This window comes from Vibrio sp. 2304, assembly GCF_033339475.1.
Taxonomy (GTDB): domain Bacteria; phylum Pseudomonadota; class Gammaproteobacteria; order Enterobacterales; family Vibrionaceae; genus Vibrio; species Vibrio alginolyticus.
The window spans coordinates 486,799-505,657 of record NZ_JAWOUQ010000002.1; the positions used below are offsets into that span (position 1 = coordinate 486,799).

Annotated in this window: 18 protein-coding genes; 9 read left to right on the forward strand and 9 right to left on the reverse strand. The window is 44.9% G+C overall.

The genetic code is table 11. The features are described 5' to 3' along the window. Positions 1–25: 25 nt before the first annotated feature. The 3 genes from R7P64_RS06980 to R7P64_RS06990 all read left to right on the forward strand — a co-directional run bounded on the left by R7P64_RS06980 (position 26) and on the right by R7P64_RS06990 (position 3,258). Entirely contained in the window at positions 26–1,231 is a 1,206-nt protein-coding gene (locus R7P64_RS06980; RefSeq protein ID WP_213872601.1) for a cystathionine beta-lyase, read from the forward strand. Between the two features lie 224 nt (positions 1,232–1,455). Then, the gene (locus R7P64_RS06985; RefSeq protein WP_213968609.1) at positions 1,456–2,385 is read left to right on the forward strand and encodes an esterase/lipase family protein; all 930 of its coding nucleotides are present in this window, start codon (positions 1,456–1,458) and stop codon (positions 2,383–2,385) included. Between the two features lie 12 nt (positions 2,386–2,397). Beyond that, on the forward strand, positions 2,398–3,258 hold the full coding sequence (locus R7P64_RS06990; protein ID WP_213973310.1) for a lipase secretion chaperone: 861 nt from the start codon (positions 2,398–2,400) through the stop codon (positions 3,256–3,258). 24 nt (positions 3,259–3,282) lie between these two features. On the opposite strand, the gene R7P64_RS06995 is transcribed toward R7P64_RS06990, so the two are convergent. From R7P64_RS06995 to pspA, 7 genes are all read right to left on the reverse strand, one after another. Further along, positions 3,283–3,849 carry a DNA-3-methyladenine glycosylase I gene (locus R7P64_RS06995; protein WP_005378109.1) on the reverse strand — a complete coding sequence of 189 codons (567 nt, stop codon included), beginning with the start codon at positions 3,847–3,849 and terminating at the stop codon, positions 3,283–3,285. A gap of 72 nt (positions 3,850–3,921) precedes the next feature. Next, a complete protein-coding gene (vmeI, locus tag R7P64_RS07000; protein WP_318123302.1) occupies positions 3,922–7,032 on the reverse strand; it encodes an efflux RND transporter permease subunit VmeI in 3,111 nt (1,036 codons plus the stop codon). Continuing rightward, positions 7,029–8,126, reverse strand: coding sequence for an efflux RND transporter periplasmic adaptor subunit (locus R7P64_RS07005; RefSeq protein WP_005378112.1), 1,098 nt, complete (start codon positions 8,124–8,126; stop codon positions 7,029–7,031). The genes vmeI and R7P64_RS07005 overlap by 4 nt, the downstream gene beginning before the upstream one ends. Before the next feature lies 1 nt (position 8,127). Continuing rightward, positions 8,128–9,159, reverse strand: coding sequence for an efflux RND transporter periplasmic adaptor subunit (locus R7P64_RS07010; RefSeq protein WP_213973311.1), 1,032 nt, complete (start codon positions 9,157–9,159; stop codon positions 8,128–8,130). Between the two features lie 161 nt (positions 9,160–9,320). Then, on the reverse strand, positions 9,321–9,710 hold the full coding sequence (pspC, locus tag R7P64_RS07015; protein WP_025766867.1) for an envelope stress response membrane protein PspC: 390 nt from the start codon (positions 9,708–9,710) through the stop codon (positions 9,321–9,323). After that, on the reverse strand, positions 9,703–9,936 hold the full coding sequence (pspB, locus tag R7P64_RS07020) for an envelope stress response membrane protein PspB (protein WP_005378117.1): 234 nt from the start codon (positions 9,934–9,936) through the stop codon (positions 9,703–9,705). The genes pspC and pspB overlap by 8 nt, the downstream gene beginning before the upstream one ends. 14 nt (positions 9,937–9,950) lie before the next feature. Next, positions 9,951–10,622: a phage shock protein PspA gene (pspA, locus tag R7P64_RS07025; protein ID WP_005378119.1), complete on the reverse strand. Its 672-nt coding sequence runs from the start codon at positions 10,620–10,622 to the stop codon at positions 9,951–9,953. A gap of 232 nt (positions 10,623–10,854) precedes the next feature. Between pspA and pspF the strand changes: the two genes are divergently transcribed. The 6 genes from pspF (at position 10,855) to R7P64_RS07055 (ending at position 17,306) form a co-directional block, all read left to right on the forward strand. Continuing rightward, complete coding sequence (pspF, locus tag R7P64_RS07030; RefSeq protein WP_213973312.1) at positions 10,855–11,862, forward strand: phage shock protein operon transcriptional activator; 1,008 nt, start codon at positions 10,855–10,857, stop codon at positions 11,860–11,862. Positions 11,863–12,067: 205 nt separating this feature from the next. Next, positions 12,068–13,687: an ABC transporter substrate-binding protein SapA gene (gene sapA / locus R7P64_RS07035; RefSeq protein ID WP_318123303.1), complete on the forward strand. Its 1,620-nt coding sequence runs from the start codon at positions 12,068–12,070 to the stop codon at positions 13,685–13,687. Further along, positions 13,687–14,649, forward strand: coding sequence for an ABC transporter permease (locus tag R7P64_RS07040; protein WP_005378122.1), 963 nt, complete (start codon positions 13,687–13,689; stop codon positions 14,647–14,649). The genes sapA and R7P64_RS07040 overlap by 1 nt, the downstream gene beginning before the upstream one ends. Continuing rightward, the gene (locus R7P64_RS07045; protein WP_005378123.1) at positions 14,636–15,523 is read left to right on the forward strand and encodes an ABC transporter permease subunit; all 888 of its coding nucleotides are present in this window, start codon (positions 14,636–14,638) and stop codon (positions 15,521–15,523) included. Before R7P64_RS07040 ends, R7P64_RS07045 begins: the two co-directional genes overlap by 14 nt. Beyond that, on the forward strand, positions 15,523–16,518 hold the full coding sequence (locus R7P64_RS07050) for an oligopeptide/dipeptide ABC transporter ATP-binding protein (RefSeq protein WP_318123305.1): 996 nt from the start codon (positions 15,523–15,525) through the stop codon (positions 16,516–16,518). Before R7P64_RS07045 ends, R7P64_RS07050 begins: the two co-directional genes overlap by 1 nt. Further along, a complete protein-coding gene (locus tag R7P64_RS07055; protein ID WP_005393308.1) occupies positions 16,515–17,306 on the forward strand; it encodes an ATP-binding cassette domain-containing protein in 792 nt (263 codons plus the stop codon). Before R7P64_RS07050 ends, R7P64_RS07055 begins: the two co-directional genes overlap by 4 nt. Positions 17,307–17,388: 82 nt before the next feature. Here the strand turns inward: R7P64_RS07055 and R7P64_RS07060 are convergent, their stop codons facing one another. Both R7P64_RS07060 and R7P64_RS07065 read right to left on the reverse strand, forming a co-directional pair. Continuing rightward, positions 17,389–17,778, reverse strand: a complete 390-nt coding sequence (locus R7P64_RS07060) for a DUF2750 domain-containing protein (RefSeq protein WP_005378129.1) — start codon at positions 17,776–17,778, stop codon at positions 17,389–17,391. Positions 17,779–17,846: 68 nt separating this feature from the next. Further along, positions 17,847–18,752 (reverse strand): manganese-dependent inorganic pyrophosphatase, encoded by a 906-nt coding sequence (locus tag R7P64_RS07065; protein WP_318123307.1) that lies wholly within the window; start codon positions 18,750–18,752, stop codon positions 17,847–17,849. Positions 18,753–18,859 lie beyond the last annotated feature (107 nt).

The following is an 18,859-nucleotide window of genomic DNA, read 5'->3' on the forward strand; positions in this document are numbered from 1 at the left end:
GCAATATTTAAGACAGGGAACTTTTATGTCAGAGGGAAAAAAAACCAAACTCATTACCGCTGGCCGCGATAAAAAGTGGACAAATGGTGTTGTAAACCCACCCGTTCAACGCGCTTCAACTGTGGTATTCAATACAGTTGCAGAAAAGAACCAAGCCACCATTAATCGTGCAAACAAAACGTTGTTTTATGGTCGCCGAGGCACCAACACGCACTTTGCTTTCCAAGACGCAATGGTTGAGATTGAAGGTGGAGCTGGTTGCGCGCTTTACCCTTGTGGAACGGCAGCAATTTCAAATGCCATCCTCTCTTTCGTTGAAACTGGCGATCACATTCTAATGGTGGACACTTGTTACGAACCAACTCGTGACTTTTGTAACACCATCATGAAAAAGATGGGCATCGAAACCACCTATTATGACCCAATGATCGGTGAAGGTATCCGAGACTTGATTCAGCCGAATACCAAAGTCCTTTTCTTGGAATCTCCTGGTTCAATAACCATGGAAGTCCAAGATGTACCTACATTAGCGCGCATTGCCCACGAGCAAGATATCATTGTGATGCTTGACAACACATGGGGAGCTGGCGTGAACTTCTCTCCTTTCGAGCATGGCGTAGACATTTCCATTCAAGCGGCGACTAAGTATATCGTTGGACATTCAGATGTCATGCTAGGTACTGCTGTTGCTTCTGAAAAGTATTGGGATCAGCTTCGTGAACAAAGCTACCTGATGGGTCAGTGCGTTTCTCCTGACGACGCATACCTAGGTCTTCGAGGTATTCGCACGTTGGATGTTCGCCTAAGACAGCACGCAGAAAGCAGTTTAAAAGTCGCTCAGTGGCTCGCTTCTCGCCCAGAAGTTGATCATGTCCGCCATCCCGCTTTAGAAACAAATCCTGGCCATGAGTTTTTCAAACGAGACTTCACAGGTGGAAACGGCTTGTTTTCATTTGTTCTCAAAACGTCTTATCCAAAAGCGACGACGGCTCTGCTTGATGGCATGAAACACTTCAGTATGGGTTACTCTTGGGGCGGTTATGAAAGCCTCATTCTAGCTAACGAACCTAAGAGCTTTAACAGCCTGAGAACCATAGCTCACCCACACTTTGAAGGCACTTTGGTTCGTATTCATATTGGCTTAGAAGACGTAAATGACTTGATCGCTGATTTAGAGGCTGGTTTTGCGCGTTATAACGCCTTAATGCTTGAAAAAGAAGTCTCCCTATAACAAAGATTGAATCGCCCTGCATTGCGGGGCGTTTTTATAAACCCCTGACTTAATTAGAATTAACTAACATTCACCCGAGCCATTAATTGATGTTAATCATTTGTGTTGTTTTTCAATTGAGCAGTCACAGAATGAAATAATGTGCCACAAATAGGCTTTCCAAATTTAGAGTTTCTCTCCTACTTTTTATCATTCATAAGAGGTCATACCACAAGGAGATAGTTTTGAAACTCAAATTTATAGCGCTAATACTTTTTACCTTAGTTACCGTCCCAATAACCTCCGTATACGCTGCAACAGGTTATACCCAAACCAAGTATCCAATTGTTCTGGTTCACGGTTTGTTTGGTTTTGATACCCTGGCAGGCGTTGATTACTTTTTCGGAATACCACATTCCTTAACAAAAGATGGCGCTACGGTTTATGTTGCACAGGTATCCGCGACCAATAGCAGCGAAGTTCGAGGGGAGCAACTGCTTGCTCAAGTAGAAACCTTACTTGCAGCAACAGGCGCAGAGAAAGTCAATCTCATTGGTCACAGTCATGGTGGTCCAACAACGCGCTATGTTGCCTCTGTCCGTCCTGACCTAGTCGCATCAGTTACGAGTATAGGAGGCGTTAATAAAGGGTCTAAAGTAGCCGATTTAGTTCGTGGCACCGTATCTGAGGGTTCGGGTAGTGAGCAGCTCGCGGTAAAACTGGCGCAAGGCTTAACTACTCTTATTAATCTTCTATCAGGTGGTTCTGATCTCGACCAAGACCCTTTAGCCTCACTAGCAGCATTAACCACGGAAGGATCATTAGCGTTTAACCAACACTACCCGGAGGGAGTCCCTACCAGTGAATGTGGTAATGGTGACTTGCTGGCTTCAAATGGCGTTTATTACTACTCATGGACCGGATCATCCACTTTTACAAACGTTTTCGATCCGACCGACGCTGCCATGATGGTACTTGGCTTAGCCTTTGATGGGCCAAATGATGGCTTAGTTGGTGCGTGCAGCACACATTTGGGCAAAGTCATACGTGATGATTATCAAATGAACCATTTGGATGAAATTAACGGCCTACTCGGTATTCATCATCTTTTTGAAACCGATCCAGTCACGCTTTATCGCCAACATGCAAATCGTCTCAAACTTCAAGGTTTATAAGAGGTCATCACAATGAAGAAAGTCGCTCTCACCACTTTTATCCTGCTCTCGATATTTGGCGTGGGAGCACTTTCTCTGTTGCAAAGCGACAAACAACAAGAGATAACCTCTAACCATTCGCTATCTCAGCAAGATATAGCCGCCGATGTCTCTTCCCCAAAAGATTTCTTCGAATATTCTCTTAGCCGGCTGGGCGAAGAAGATCTCGATACGATCAAAGCGGAAGTTAATGATGACACTTTAGCAAAGCAAACTCTGAATATTGATGCCAAACTTTTTCAAACCTACCTTTCCTACAAGCAAGCACTCTCTGCATTAGAGCCTTTTGAGCACAACCACCTAACGCTTGAACAGTTAACCATGCTGAATGAAGCAATACTGAACTTACAGCTTCAATACTTTAGCGAGGCGCAGATAACCCAATTGTTTGACGAAGAAAACCGACTTCGCCAACTTGCTTTAGAAAAGCTGACGATTAAAACACAGGCATCGGATATCGAGAGTCAAGAACACCTTCTCAATCAAGCGTTATCAGAACAACCGGATTACATACGAGAAAGTGAACGCAATAACGCATTAGCAAAGCAGCTCGAGCAAGCTTCTCAGCTTGATTCACAAGACAAGTACATCGCCCGTGTTGCTCTGGTAGGAGATGCCGGAGCGCAGAGGCTGCAAAAGCTTGATGAGCAAAGAGCATCATTTGAGACTCAACTCGCCACTTACTTAAAGCAGCGTCAAAATATTCTGAATAGAGATTTTCTAGGGCAAGACGAAAAACAGGCAGAAATCATTGCTTTAAGAAAACAAAGCTTCGATACCACTCAATGGCGTCGAATCGAAGCTTTGGAACGTATTCATGATAGCCAGAACTAACAACATTAGCTTAATCGCCAAACGTTACTTATTCTGCTTTTTAGGACATCCAACGATATGGTCATCCACCATGCCGACGGCTTGCATGAAAGCATAACAGATGGTTTCACCGACAAACTTGAAGCCTTTCTTTTTTAGGAATTTACTCATGGCTTTGGATTGCTCTGTCGAAGCTGGTACGTCACTCATATGTTGCCATTGATTGACGATTGGTTCACCGTCCACGAACTGCCACAACGCGTCTGATAAACTCCCGTATTCAGCAATTAACGCTTTGGCCGCTTTGGCATTACTGAATACCGAGTTAATCTTTCCGCGATGTCTCACAACATCGAAGTTTTCCACGATGTATTCAGCGCGTTCTTCATTTCTTTGTTCCAACGCATCTAGATCGTAATTCTCGAACGCTTCTCTGTAACCTTCGCGCTTTTTAAGGATGGTGATCCAACTAAGACCAGCTTGCGCACCTTCCAAAGTAATAAATTCAAACAGGACTTGGTCGTCATATACTGGCACGCCCCATTCGGAATCATGATATTCGCGCTCTAATGGGTGATTCATCGCCCACGCACACGTTTTTTGTTCTGTCATTATTCTTCCTTAAAAAGCGCCTCTAACTGATGAGCTAGAGGCGCAATACTTTTCATCGTTATATCAGTAGCACTAAGCCTGTTTCGGTACTGCCACTTTATGGAACAAACGATACAACACTGGCACGACAATCAGTGTCAGGACTGTCGCAAAACCCAAACCAAACATAATCGTAACCGCCATTGGTTTGAAGAAAATATCTGGCAACAGTGGGATCATACCAAGGATCGTCGTGATAGCAGCCATACAAACGGGACGGACGCGACTTACCGCAGCATCAACAACCGCGTCATAAGCCTCTTTACCGGACTTCATTTCAATTTCAATTTGGTCCAGTAATACGATGCCATTTTTGAGCACCATTCCCGATAAGCTTAAGAAGCCGAGCAATGCCATAAAACCAAACGGCGTGTTGAGTGCCAACAAACCTGTGGTGACGCCAATTAACGCCAGCGGCACGGTAAGCCAAACAATGAGTGGCTCTTTGATAGAGTTAAATAGGAATACAGTGATCAAGAACATGAACAAGTACCCCATTGGCATGGTAGTAAACAGCGACTCTTGAGCATCACCAGAAGATTCGTATTCACCACCCCACTCTAGTGAATAGCCAGGAGGCATTTGAATCGCTTCGATTTGGGGCTGTAAACGTTGTTGCAACGTCGATGCGGTTTCTTCACCTAGAATATCAGGGTCTGCCATCACAGTGAGCATACGCTTACGGTTCTTACGCACAATAATAGGATCCTCCCAACGCATGTCGTAACCCATTGTGACTTGTTGAAGTGGAATAAACTCACTCTGTGCTGGACTCCATATTTTCATGCCTTCGATGTTACGAATATCAATACGTTCATCTTCAGGTAAGCGAGCCACGATAGGCATGAGCGTCGTGCCGTCTCGGTAAAGGCCTATCGTCATTCCAGAGAATGACATAGACAAGAAGTCATCGACATCTGATTTTGTAATGCCATAGCGACGTGCCTGACTCTCGTTAAACTGCGGTTCAAGAACTTGGGTTCGTTCACGCCAATCATGCCTGATATTTGTTGCCTGAGGATCGGCGTACATGATGTCCTTGACCTGAGCGGCTATCGTACGAAGGACGGTTGGATCTGAACCAATAATGCGCGCTTCAATTTTTGCACCACCACCAGGGCCTAACTCAATCTGTTTGAGCTTGTAATTGATTTCTGGGTAGTTGGCTTTTAAATACTCTCGAAACTTCGCCATTAATGGTTTTAACGCTTCGTAGTTTTCCATACGAGTGGTTATCTCACCATAAGCCGCATAACTTTTCTCTGGCGCGTACGTTAACATGAAGCGCTGTAAGCCTTTACCCGCGGTCGTCGTGATATGGTCAACATGCTCTTGCTTAGCTAACCAACTTTCTAACTCTTTAAGCGTTGTGTTGGTTGCTCGAATATCAGTTCCTTCTGGCATCCATACATCTAACTGAAAAATCGGCGTTGTCGAAGATGGGAAAAACGCTTGCTTCACAAAGGTGAACCCGTAAACACTTGCCGCTAATCCCGCAATCAGCACCACAACGGTAAACCAAGCACGACGCATACAAAACTGAAGAAACTTTTTATAAATAACGAAAATAACCCCGTTATATGGATCATTTTCTTCCCCTTCACCTTGTTTAATCTTCTGGCCTTTAAAGAAGATGTCAGCAAAGAATGGTGTCAACGAAATAGCGGTAAACCAGCTCAACATTAAAGAGATCAGCAGAACCGTAAATAAAGTGCCACAGTATTCGCCCGTCGAGTCTTCAGACAGTCCAATTGGCGCAAATGCAGTTACCGCAATCACAGTTGCCCCAAGTAATGGCCACTTTGTTTGGGTAACAATGTCGGTCGCTGCTTGGAGTCGAGTTCGCCCTTTTTGAGTACCAATCAAAATCCCCTCAACCACAACGATGGCATTGTCCACCAGCATACCTAACGCGATAACCAAGGCACCTAATGAAATCCGCTGCAAATCTATCGCGAGATACTTCATGAAAATGAACGTACCCAATACCGTCAGCAGCAAGATTAAACCAATAAGTAGCCCCGAACGTAGCCCCATAAAGAACAGAAGTACGATAATAACGATACCGACTGCTTGAGCTAAGCTGACAACAAAACCGCTAACCGATTTATCCACCTCTTTAGGCTGACTGTAAATTTCGGAAATTTCGATACCGACAGGTTGTTGGTACTTTAGCTCGGCAAGGCGATGATCAAATGCTTTTCCGACTTCAACCACATTGACGCCTTCAGCAAAAGAAACGCCGACGTTTAGTGCAAGACTTCCGTTAAAATTAATAATATTACTCGGTACTTCTACATACCCGCGTTTTATTTCCGCCACATCTTTCAAGAAAATGAGCCCCTGAGCGCCCGACTCAGTAATCAACAAATCACCCAGCTCCTCCACACTCTGGAACTCGCCAGTCGGCTGAATTCTGATGTACTCGTCACCAATTCTGATCGCTCCTGCGTCAGAAACCACGTTTTGCGTCGAAAGAAGATTAAACACGGTATCCGGAGCAAGACCTATACTGCTCAGCTTTTTCATCGATACTTCGATGAAAACTTGCTCTTGCTGTTGCCCGGATACCGAAACTTTACTCACACCATCAACCAGTTCGAGCTCTCGGCGTAAGTAATCGACGTAATCCAGTAGCTCTTTATAGCTATAACCGTCGCCAGTCACCGCTAACAAAATCCCGTAAACATCACCAAAATCATCGATCACTTGAGGTTCATTCACACCTGGAGGCAACGTCCCTTTAAGGTCGTTCACTTTACGGCGCAACTCATCCCAAATTTGTGGTAGATCATCAGGGCCATAATTGTTCTTCATCGTGACCGTGATTTGCGATAATCCCCGGCTAGAAATCGAATTTACTTCATCAACATAAGTAAGCTGCTGAATCGCTTTTTCGATTGGGTACGTCACTTCTTCTTCGACTTGTTGCGGTGTCGCACCAGGGTAAGAGGTCACTACCATCGCATCTTTAATAGTAAAAGCAGGGTCCTCAAGACGCCCTAAACCAAAGAATGCGGCGATACCACCAATCAAAAATATCAGTGCGACCATCCAACTGATGACGCGATTGCGGATGAAGTACGCAGCAATACCGGTCACATCATCATCACTTTGAGGCACTGATTTATTAAGATCGCTCATAGACCGGCCTCCTGCGTAGCCATTTCCTGTATCACTTCCACTTTCATGCCATCCCTTAATCGAGAAACACCGGCAATCACGACTTTGTCTTTGAGCATGAGACCATCAAGGATTTGAATGGACGTTTTAGATGCCTTACCTGCTCGCACCTGTTTGCGCGATACCGTATTGTCGTCATTCAGTACCCAAACAAATTTGTTTTCGCGCCCCAGCTCGTCACCGTCCGCATTAAAAATGGCTTCGATAGGGACATTAATTCCTAGGTTGAGATCAAGCCCAACATTCTCGTCTTTAGACGTTACCTCAACAGCCATACCATCTAGGATGTACTCTTCTTCCGGCATAGGAAGCGACAGTGTGACAGTAAACGTACCTGTTGTTGGATCGGGTTCGGTCGTAAATTCTTTTACCGTCGCGTTATATTCGTTACCGCTGGGCACGCGCACCAATGCTTTGATCGCTGTGAGTCTTTCTTCCGTTGGCGGTTGGTTCACATAGAGGCGGTCTGGAAGCTGAATCAACACTTCGACTCGCTCCAAGCTGTGAATATTAACGATATGCTGTCCGACTTGAACATTTTCGAATTGGTCGATATTAACTCGCGAAATAATCCCATCCACGGGCGCTTTTAAGGCAGTAAATGATAGACGAAGTTTGGCTAACTGAAGCTCAGCTAAGGCGATTTGTCGTTGTGCTGCAATTTCATCAAACTGAGACTTAGCTAATAGGCCTTTATCAACCAAAGGGCGTGAGCGGCGATACTGACTGTCGACAACAGAAAAACGCGCACTCGCATTATCTACATCCAACTCATAGTCCGTGGGATCTAGCGTTGCAATAACATCACCCTTCGTGACTTTGTCGCCCTCTTTTACCATGATGCGGCTGACTTCTCCTGCCACTCTGAAGCTCAAATGAGAGCGATCCGCTGCATTCGCAACCGCAGGGAAGTACAAGTTGTCGTCCACCTTGTTTCCCGCTAATGACGTAACTCTAACTCGTGGCGTTTCGAGCTCTTTTTCTGGCGCCTTATCCCCACAGCCAACGAGAAAAAGCGTTGAAAGTAAAGTCGCTAGAGAGATGATTCCTTTCATATTACAACCCTCTTTCCTTAATCCACGCTCTTACCTTAATTCCGGGTTCAATTACACTGACACCCGAGATAATGATTTGGTCGCCATCGCTAAGCCCGGCTAACACTTGATTTTTGTCATTCATCTCAATTGCGGCTTTGGACACAATGCCTTGCTCATCGACACGCCAAACGTATGTTTTGCCGTTCTCTTCTAGCAACGCGGAGTTAGGAATCTTTGTCGCTCCTGCACTTTTGGACAGGAGGTAAGCATTGCCAGACATTCCCGGCAAAAGGCCTATTTCTGCTGGTCGCTCCATGACCATCGTGACTTTGTAACTGCCCGTTTTAGGATCGGCTTCTGTATCGATTTCCTGAAAGGTTAAGTCAAAGGCTCGCTCGGGGAACGCATCAAATATCATTCTGGCAGAGACATCGCTCCCCTGCGTGTAACGATTTAGAAGATAGTCTGGGATTTGGAATATCACTTTGAGGAGTTGGTTGGACTGAATATTCATCACCCCTTCTTTCGCGGCAACATATTCATGGTTTTCTGCTGGAATGTACGAAATAGTGCCATCATATGGCGCGACAAGTTTGGTATACCTTAAGTTTGCCTTTGCTTGATTCCATTGAGCTTTTGCCGAGTTGTGATTCGCTTTTGCCTCATCAAAATCTTGCTCAGATACTACTTGGTCTTTACGTAGCTTTTGGTATCGCTTGTATTGCACATCTGCGAGCAAAAAATTTGCCCGAGCTTGCTGTTCGAGCAGAGAATATTCATCTGGGTTTAATGATGCCAAAACATCACCTTTACTGACGACTTGACCTTCATTCACTTCTATCGTTTGAAGAAGCCCAGGAACTCGAAATGTCAGTACTGCTCTATCGCCAGCTTCCGTCGTGGCAGGAAAATGTCGCTCAAACTGGGCATTGCCAACAGATACTGTAAATAGCTTCGCAGGGCGCGATTCAGGTTCAGGAACAGGAGGAAGTTCTTTACCGCACCCCGACAAGACAGCCGAGATGGCAATAGGAATGAGCAATTTTCTCATTACATTCATCCATAAAAATTGGGGGATTATTTTTAAAGTAGATGAATTTTGAACGAACTTCCAGAGCAGAAAAGATTAATAGTGCTTTAAAATTAGTAATTTGTGATAAAAAAGCAGGCTTTATGCCTGCTTCAGTTAAATCTTCTTTGGATACAAAATGCCTAGAGCTTACTGAATTCTCTGTTCACCCTATATGTATCAGACGTAACATACGCTTCCATGTTACGAATTTTGCCATCAAGACGGTCAAAATCCCTTTCCAACACACTGAGCAGTTGATCAGGGCTTTGCCCTTTCTGCCAAGGCTTACTTTTGAGCGTATGCTCTTGCTGCGCTCTGATATTTTCAGAATACGTTACTGGTTGCTTTTCTAACATAAACGCCATCGCGATGTACGCTAACAATACCAAAAACGTACCACCTAACAGCGCTGCAGAAATCACTACAATACGAATCAACCAAACTTCTGCACCAAAGTAGTTGGCAATTCCGGCGCAAACACCGGAGATTTTGCCATTTACTGGATCACGATACAGTTCTCGATTATTCATACTTTCGTCTCCATGTTGGTGACTCAGCATCCAAGATGCGCTCCAATGTATCAACTCGGGACTGCATCGCTTCCGCTTTTTCAGATAGTACCTGAAGGCGCTCTAAATCTTGGCTCGACAGTGCACTATCTGTTTTGCGTTTGCTGCGATAGTGTAAGAAGAGCCATAGTGGAGCGACAAAGATTAAAAAGACAATCACTGGTCCTGCTATAAAAAATGCCGACATAGATGGCTCCTTTCTTATTTATCTTTCGATGACATCTGTTCTTTCAGTTTTGCCAACTCTTTTTCAATTTCGTCTTGTGCCTGCAACTCTGCAAACTCTTGTTCTAGCGATTTAGCATTACCAGTTTGAGCATACAGGTCTGCTTCCGCTTCCATTTCATCCACTTTACGTGAGTACTGCTCAAATTTCGCCATCGCTTCATTAGTGCGGCTAGTGTGCAGGTGTTTTTGCACATCACGACGGTTAGATGCAGTTTGGTTACGAATTGCTAGTGCTTGCTGTTTTGCGCGCGTTTCGGCAATTTTGCTTTCCAACTTACCAATCTCGCCAGTAAGCTTATCGATCGTTTCTTCCACTAAGGTTTGCTCAGTGTGGAGGCCTTTAATCACTTGCTCTAGCTTTTGCTTTTCAATTAACGCTGCACGAGCTAGATCTTCACGCTCTTTCACTAATGCTAAGCTCGCTTTTTGGCCCCATTCGCCAATTTGCTCTTCTAACGTTTCAACCTTACGAGCCAACTCTTTCTTGTCTGCAATCGCTTTAGCCGAGTTAGTACGCACTTCAACAAGTGTGTCTTCCATTTCTTGAATGATAAGACGGATCATTTTTTCAGGATCTTCCGCCTTGTCCAGTAATGCACTGATGTTTGAGTTAACGATATCTGCAAATCGAGAAAAAATACCCATAACGGAACTCCTCTTTTTTCCTATTAAAACTCGACAAGGTGGTGATTAACCTTGTGTCTCCCTGAATTTATAACAAGTAACGTGCCAACTTATAATTTTCTTTTAAATCAGAGTGTTATTCATTTTGTTGTCGTTACACACTATTGTGCTATGATGTTTTTCACCAACTGTTGGTGAAATTTACCAACTCTATCCCTGAATCATGGCTCGGCTGTTAAATAAGAAGGATTTTATGAAGCAAAACCTGATTGGTGAATCACCTGCTTTTCTCGCTGTACTAGATAAAGTATCACAACTTGCACCCATTGAGCGCCCTGTCCTCATCATTGGTGAACGAGGTACGGGTAAAGAACTCATCGCTCAGCGTTTGCATTATTTATCAAGACGTTGGGATAAACCACTACTATCACTCAACTGTGCGACATTAAGCGAAGGGCTAATAGATTCCGAATTGTTTGGACATGAATCCGGCTCCTTCACGGGCTCTAAAGGTAAGCATAAAGGGCGTTTCGAGCGTGCCGAGGGCGGTACTTTGTTTCTTGACGAGCTGGCAACCGCACCACTTTTAGTTCAAGAAAAGCTATTACGTGTCATTGAATATGGTGAATATGAACGAGTTGGCGGTCATACCGCTCTCAATGCGGATGTTCGACTTGTTTGTGCAACCAATGCCGACCTACCAAAGTTGGCAGAGCAAGGTGATTTTCGTGCAGATCTGCTCGACAGGCTAGCCTTCGATGTCATTATGTTACCCCCTCTTCGCGAGCGCAAAGAAGACATTCTCTCTTTAGCAGAGCACTACGCGATGAAAATGTGTCGTGAACTGCAACTGGAATACTTTGTCGGTTTTACCCCAAAAGCGCAGCAGTCGCTTATTGAATATGAATGGCCCGGTAACGTCCGCGAACTAAAAAACGTGATTGAACGTGCGATTTACCAACATGGTCTGAATGCTCACCCAATTGATGAACTAATTTTCAATCCTTTTGAAACAGTTTGGCTCAGCGCGCTTGGCCATAGTGCAACACAAGCAGAGCAACAAGAAGAGGAAGCATCAAGCAACACCATCCAATTCCCTCTAGACTATAAACAATGGCAAGAGGAACAAGATATCCATTTACTCAATCGTGCATTGGAAGAAGCCAAGTTTAATCAACGACAAGCAGCCGAGCTACTTGGCTTGAGCTATCACCAATTACGAGGGATGGTTAGAAAATATGGTTTGGTCGGACAAAGCTAACTTGACCGAGAGTACTCAATCAATACACGAGCTCGTGACTGCGCTCTAATTCGCATGCATTTATGGCATAACACCTTACAGTGTATGGATTTTATGTTTGGAGCGAGTTCACAAAGGTGATAAATTAGCGAGATCATTTTCGCTTGTTAGCTTTGAAAGAGTAAGATCAAACGAAACGAGCAAGATCCAATGAACATTTCATATTATGAATGCTTTTATAAGATTATCGCTGAGCCTTATTGGGATTAGCCTACTGACCGCTTGTGGCGATGAAATTGACCACAATGATATTCGCAAAGCTGGCTTTGTGTTTTGCGGACAAGGTAAGCCGACCACGTTTAACCCTCAGCTTATTGATAGCGGTATTACCGCAGAGGCTCTGAGCCCGCAGCTGTACGATACGCTGCTCTCGCTCGATCCTAAATCACATCAGCCCGTGGCAAGCATCGCCGAGAGTTGGTCAGTAAATGAATCAGGGACGGAATACACGTTTAAGCTTAAACGTGGTGTTCAATTCCAAACCACGCCTTGGTTCACACCCACTCGCCCATTGAATGCAAAAGATGTGGTATTTAGCTTCAAGCGAATCATCGATGTAGACCATCCTTTTCACCAAGTAGGTGGTGGTTTTTATCCATGGTTTGCAGGGTTAGATTTTCAAAACCTACTCCAAGACGTGGTTGCAATAGATGAGTATACGGTAAGGTTTACGTTATCTCAGCCAAACTTTTCTTTCTTGGCCAATATTGCCACCAGCCATGCGGTTATCTTGTCTGCGGAGTATGGACAGCAATTGGCAGCAAAAGATCATAAAGAAGAAATCGACCAACTTCCTATCGGTACCGGCCCTTATCAATTAAAAGAGTACCAAGTGAACGACTTGATTCGATTAGAGCGTCATTCTAATTACTGGAAGTCACCAGCAAAAATGGAACAAGTGGTGTTCGATATCTCTCACAGAGGGACGGGTACATTAGCTAAACTTTTAAGAAAAGAGTGTGACGTACTCTCTTCACCTATTTCGAGCCAAATACCTGTCATTCAAGAAAATGACAACCTTGAGCTAACGGCTACACCAGCTAACAACGTTTCCTTTATTGCGATAAACACAGAAACCACCGCGCTGAGTGATGCTCGAGTTCGCCAAGCTCTTAACTTAGCGATCAACCGTCAAAATATTTTAGATTCGGTTTACTACGGAACTGGCTCCCAAGCTTATACCTTGCTACCACCTAATTCATGGGCTTATCAAAAAGACAGCGTAAAAATTCGTTATGACCGGAATTATGCATTGGCACTACTTCGAGATGCAGGCTACGAAGACGGCCTAGAATTGACCATGTGGGTACCACTTGAACCACGTGCTTTTAACCCAAGCCCTCGCAAGACCGCAGAGCTAATCCAAGCGAATTTTGCCGATATTGGGGTTAAATTAACGCTACTTACCGATGATAGGTTTGAACGTGTGGATTTGGAGAACATCAACGATATCGATTTACTTTTAACTGGTTGGATTGGTGATACCGGGGATCCTGACAACTTTTTCCGCCCTTTATTATCTTGCGAGTCTGACCGCGTTGGCCTTAACGTGTCCATGTGGTGTAACGATGACTTCGATTTCTTGCTCGATTTGGCTTTAGAAACTCAAGAACCGCGTTACCGTTTGAACCTATATCGCCAAGCACAGAACATTTTGAATCAAGAGTTCCCGGTTATTCCTCTGGCGCATGGCGTGCAGTTCCGTGTGCACGACAAATCGCTGACAGGCTTCAAATCAAGCCCTTTCAATGCCCAACCGTTTGATAGAGTTGAGAGAATTCACTGATGTTTTGGTATACCGTTCGACGCTTTAACCTATTTATCATCACTTTGATGATCCTTACATTAGTGGGTTTTTCTCTGCTGCGCCTTGACCCTCTCTCGCACTGGGCAAACGTTGATTTTTGGTCTGGCTGGCAAACTTACTTGATCAACCTTTCTCAACTCGATTTTGGCATAAGTAAAAACGGCAATGCGATTTACGACGAGCTCGCCGTTGTATTCCCAGCCACTTTGGAATTGTGTTTCTTTGCCTTTTTGGTGTCCCTTTTGATCGGCATTCCACTTGGAACCGTGGCTGGGATGAAGCAAGGTAAATGGCTCGATACCAGCATTTCATTCATGTCAATGTCTGGTTATTCCGCCCCAATCTTTTGGGTAGCTCTGTTACTTATCATGGTCTTTTCATTGGAATACCAACTCTTTCCCGTTGCGGGACGGTATGATTTACTTTACGAAATTGATCATGTAACCGGGTTTGCCATTATCGACGCATTCATGGCGAAAGGCGAATACCGCGCTCATGCACTGCAAAGCGTTATTGAGCATATGGTGCTGCCATGTTTGGTGCTCGCTTTGGCTCCAACCACCCAGGTTGTCGGACTAATGCGTTCCTCGGTAGCGGAAGTGATGAGCCAAAACTACATCCGTGCAGCGAGAATCAAAGGTCTTTCTAACCGCGAAATCGTAACTCAACATGTATTGCGGAATGCGATACCGCCTATCATTCCCAAAGTTGGTGTTCAACTTTCGAGTATGATTACCTTAGCTATCATCACGGAGTCTATTTTTAACTGGCCAGGTATTGGTCGTTGGCTTTTAGATGCGCTGGCAAGCCAAGACTATGCATCTATCCAAGCTGGCGTGATGGTACTTGCGACTTTGGTTCTTACCGCTAACATTCTCTCGGATTTGATTGGCGCGATGATTAACCCTTTAGTTCGAAAGGAATGGTATGCTAACAAATAACGTTTATCAGGAAGAGCGCATTCCAACACAGTTTGAGCGTTTTTGGCGAAGCTACCGCGCCAACGGACTAGCCATGTTTGGCTTGTGGTGCTTGGTGTTTATCGTCCTTATTACCATTTTTGCCCCCCTACTTGCACCATTTGACGCCCAAGCACAGTCAGGTGAGTTGCTTGTGCCGCCATCATGGGCCCCAGCAGGAACGGTTGATTACTTTTTGGGGACCGATGACTTAGGTAGAGATATTCTTTCGCGCCTGATTATGGGCTCTCAGCTGACATTTGGCGCTGCTGTCGCCATCACCGCAATTGCTGCCGTTGTAGGCTGTTTAATTGGCGTATTGGCAGGTATGACGAAAGGCTTACTGTCGAGTACTCTCAACCACTTGCTCGATACCGTCATGTCGATCCCGTCGCTCTTATTAGCAATCATTTTTGTGGCATTTCTAGGCTTTGGTGGGTTCAATATTTTACTCGCAATCTGCTTGGCTTTGATTCCGCGTTTTATTCGCTCCGTTTATATCGCAGTCCACACCGAAGTTGAAAAAGACTACATAATGGCAGCACGCCTTGATGGCGCTAATGATTTCTACTTACTGTGGAGTTCAATTCTTCCTAACATTCTGACGGTCATTGCCGCTGAAATCACACTCGCGCTCTCTGCTGCGATTTTAGATATTACGGCACTGGGTTTTCTTGGCCTAGGCGCACAGGCCCCAAGCACCGAGTGGGGAGCAATATTAGGTGACTCTGTCGAGCTTATTTATATTGCACCTTGGACAGTGACCCTACCCGGCCTGACCATCATGTTTACTGTTATTACCCTAAACTTAGTAGGTGAAGGTGTACGTCAAGCGCTTAATGCGGGGATCGAATAATGCCGTTGTTAGATATTCGACATTTGACCATTGAGATCGAAACACCTCAAGGGTTGGTCAAAGCCGTTGACCGAATGAGCCTAACTTTGAACGAAGGCGAAATTCGTGGTCTTGTAGGTGAGTCTGGTTCAGGGAAAAGCTTAGTTGCAAAAGCGATTGTCGGGGTAAGTAAAGATAACTGGCGCATCACCGCTGACCGTATGCGCCTTGGCAATATTGACTTGCTTCAGCTTACGCCAAAAGAGCGTCGGCGCGTCATTGCTCGTGATATTGCGATGATTTTCCAAGAGCCTTCAACTTGTCTTGACCCTTCAGAGGAAGTCGGGCGTCAATTGATTGAATCCATTCCATCTCGCGCATTTAAAGGGAAATGGTGGGAGCGATTTAAATGGCGTAAAAAACAGGCCATCGCGCTTTTGCATAAAGTGGGTATTAAAGATCACAAGCGTTTAATGGGTAGCTACCCTTATGAACTGACTGATGGTGAGTGTCAAAAGGTCATGATTGCCATGGCGATTGCGACCAAACCTAAATTGCTGATAGCAGATGAACCAACCAACGACTTAGACCCGATTACCCAATCGCAAATCTTGCGTCTGTTGAGCCGCATGAACCAACTTAATAACACAACCATTCTGCTTATCGGCCACGACTTAGCGACCATAACACAGTGGGCAGGACGTATTACGGTAATGTATTGTGGTCAGTCGGTGGAGTCTGCCGATACCAGTAAAATCATTGCGGCACCCAAGCACCCGTACACCGATGCCTTGCTTAAAGCGATGCCTGACTTTAATGATTGGGTACCACACAAGCAAAAACTCCAATCCCTACCAGGCTCGATTCCGCCATTGCAGCATCTACCTATCGGTTGTCGCCTCGGACCACGTTGCCCATATGCGCAGAAACAATGTGTAGAAATTCCACACACCAGACGAATTAAGAATCATAAATTTAACTGCCACTTTCCATTGAACACGGAGAAAAAGTCATGAGTGCGTTACTTGAAGTCGATAATTTATCGAAGCAATTTGTTACGCGCTCCCGTCTGTTCAAACGTCAGGTTAATGAGGCAGTTAAACCGGTAAGCTTTACTTTAGAGCCAGGGCAAACTATTGGTTTTATTGGTCAAAACGGGTCAGGAAAATCCACACTAGCTCGTATGCTTGCTGGCGTTGTTGAACCAAGCTCCGGAGAGATCCGTGTGAATGGCGAACGATTGGAGCACAAAGATTACGCGACACGCTGCAAGCTCATCCGCATGATTTTCCAAGATCCAAACACATCGTTAAACCCACGAATCCAGATTGGTCGTATTTTAGAAGGTCCGCTAAAGCGAAATACCAACATGCCGCCAGATGCGCGCATGCAGCGTGTAAAGAACACCCTGCTCCGCGTAGGATTGCTGCCTGAGCACGCCTATTTTTATCCACAAATGCTAGCTGCCGGTCAAAAACAGCGCGTGTGTTTGGCTCGTGCACTTATTCTTCAACCTTCCATCATTGTCGCTGATGAGGCGTTAAACGGTTTGGATATGGCAATGCGCTCGCAGATCATTAACTTATTCCTCGAGTTGCAAGAAGAGATGGGATTGTCATTTGTGTACGTGTCTCAGCACATTGGCATTGTTAAGCATATTACTGATAAAGTGATGGTGATGCATGAAGGTGAAGTGGTCGAGTTTGGCGAGACCAACCAAGTACTGACTCATCCCGAGCATCCTATTACTCAACGACTAGTCGAAAGCCACTTTTATAAAGCGCCAAGCCATCAAACAAAATAGCTTATCAAAGATGTAATCGTTCAAATGTAAAGAAGCCTGCTTTAACGCAGGCTTCTTTATTGCATGGTTACTAATCAAAGAACTAACGGCGGCTCGCTTGTTTGCGCAGTTCAAAATCAAACTCGTCAGGAAACAATACGACCCCTTCTTCATTTTGATTTGGGAATACAACAATCGATAGCTCGTCATCCTCTAGACCAGAGGTCCAACGGCTGTGCCACTTGTTTAAAGAGATCGCCTCAGGCTCGCAATCTTCCCAATCACCATTCGCCCATTGCAAAGCGAACTCTTCGTTTGGCCATACTGGTACACAATCATCATCTTCTGTATTTAACATGACACAGCCATGTTCGTCTTTCAGAATCCAAACCTTACGATTCGCCACAATCTCTTTTACGCAGTACTTTAAACGTTGCTCTTCATTGTAGCGATTAATGGTATCCATCTGCTCTTGGGTCAGTTGCTCAGACATATTCGTCTCCTATTTCCCATAGAAAAATGCCCGCAGCTAGGCGGGCATTTAAAGTATATGCTAGAAAATTAAGCTAGCTCAGTTTGAAGCCAAGGCCAACCTTGCTTCTTACGGCTTAGCGTGTTTTCCATCATTAGCATGCCGTCTTTTTCGTGCTTAACAAGCTTCTCAGCCAACTCACCTTTGTATAGAAGACGAGTTTGAGCAGTCGTGATGTCTGTTAGCATTACAGCAGCGAACGCTAGGTTATCTTTCTCACAACGAGATTCTAGGTCTGCTTCTAGTGCTTCGATCATACCGTCAACTTGCTCAAGAGTTGCAAGTTCAACCTGACCAACCACTACGTCACGACCGTTGAATGGGTAACCTTTAAGGTCTTTCTCAACAAGCTCAGCCGCAGATAGACCTTCGATGTTTGTCTTAGCAATTAGAAGATCTTTAGTGAACGCGTCAACATCTTGTACGTCTGCGATTACCGCTAGCTCAGCAACGGCATCTTTGTCTTTTTGTGTACAAGTTGGAGAAGCGAAGCCTACTGTGTCAGATAGAATTGCTGACATCATTAGCTTAGCGATTTGTGGAGTAATCGCGTGACCTTCAATCTTGAACATGTTGAATAGAACAGTGTTGGTACAACCAACAGGCCAGATCCATGCTTCCATTGGGTTTACTGTCATCACGTCACCTAGGCGGTGGTGGTCAACAATACCCGCAATTTCAGCTTCTGCGATATCGTCTGGTGCTTGTGCTAGATCTGAGTAATCTACTAGCCAAACGGTCTCACCCGCAACTGATGTGCGAAGCTCAGGAACTTCAGCGCCAGCAACTTCTAGGATGTGCTGAGTTTCACGGTTGATTTCGCCTTGGCGAATTGGCATAGCTTCAACACCACGCGCTTTTAGAAGTTCAGTTGCAACGAGTGCACTACAAATACTGTCACTGTCTGGGTTCTTATGACCTACAACTAGAATCATGTTTCTTCCTATTCAAGTCAATTTTATACGCCGCCTAATACAGTTAATTAGGGCGTGTTTGCTCACAAAGGCCGATACTTTACCTGATTTCAGAGAGTTTGACACGA

What these genes read in the sequence shown, in the direction of transcription:
- R7P64_RS06980 (WP_213872601.1), top strand. Translation starts at nt 26, where the DNA reads ATGTCAGAGGGAAAAAAAACCAAACTCATTACCGCTGGCCGCGATAAA.
- R7P64_RS06990 (WP_213973310.1), top strand. Translation starts at nt 2,398, where the DNA reads ATGAAGAAAGTCGCTCTCACCACTTTTATCCTGCTCTCGATATTTGGC.
- R7P64_RS06995 (WP_005378109.1), bottom strand. Translation starts at nt 3,849, where the DNA reads ATGACAGAACAAAAAACGTGTGCGTGGGCGATGAATCACCCATTAGAG.
- vmeI (WP_318123302.1), bottom strand. Translation starts at nt 7,032, where the DNA reads ATGAGCGATCTTAATAAATCAGTGCCTCAAAGTGATGATGATGTGACC.
- R7P64_RS07005 (WP_005378112.1), bottom strand. Translation starts at nt 8,126, where the DNA reads ATGAAAGGAATCATCTCTCTAGCGACTTTACTTTCAACGCTTTTTCTC.
- R7P64_RS07010 (WP_213973311.1), bottom strand. Translation starts at nt 9,159, where the DNA reads ATGAGAAAATTGCTCATTCCTATTGCCATCTCGGCTGTCTTGTCGGGG.
- pspC (WP_025766867.1), bottom strand. Translation starts at nt 9,710, where the DNA reads ATGAATAATCGAGAACTGTATCGTGATCCAGTAAATGGCAAAATCTCC.
- pspB (WP_005378117.1), bottom strand. Translation starts at nt 9,936, where the DNA reads ATGTCGGCATTTTTTATAGCAGGACCAGTGATTGTCTTTTTAATCTTT.
- pspA (WP_005378119.1), bottom strand. Translation starts at nt 10,622, where the DNA reads ATGGGTATTTTTTCTCGATTTGCAGATATCGTTAACTCAAACATCAGT.
- pspF (WP_213973312.1), top strand. Translation starts at nt 10,855, where the DNA reads ATGAAGCAAAACCTGATTGGTGAATCACCTGCTTTTCTCGCTGTACTA.
- sapA (WP_318123303.1), top strand. Translation starts at nt 12,068, where the DNA reads ATGAATGCTTTTATAAGATTATCGCTGAGCCTTATTGGGATTAGCCTA.
- R7P64_RS07040 (WP_005378122.1), top strand. Translation starts at nt 13,687, where the DNA reads ATGTTTTGGTATACCGTTCGACGCTTTAACCTATTTATCATCACTTTG.
- R7P64_RS07045 (WP_005378123.1), top strand. Translation starts at nt 14,636, where the DNA reads ATGCTAACAAATAACGTTTATCAGGAAGAGCGCATTCCAACACAGTTT.
- R7P64_RS07050 (WP_318123305.1), top strand. Translation starts at nt 15,523, where the DNA reads ATGCCGTTGTTAGATATTCGACATTTGACCATTGAGATCGAAACACCT.
- R7P64_RS07055 (WP_005393308.1), top strand. Translation starts at nt 16,515, where the DNA reads ATGAGTGCGTTACTTGAAGTCGATAATTTATCGAAGCAATTTGTTACG.
- R7P64_RS07060 (WP_005378129.1), bottom strand. Translation starts at nt 17,778, where the DNA reads ATGTCTGAGCAACTGACCCAAGAGCAGATGGATACCATTAATCGCTAC.
- R7P64_RS07065 (WP_318123307.1), bottom strand. Translation starts at nt 18,752, where the DNA reads ATGATTCTAGTTGTAGGTCATAAGAACCCAGACAGTGACAGTATTTGT.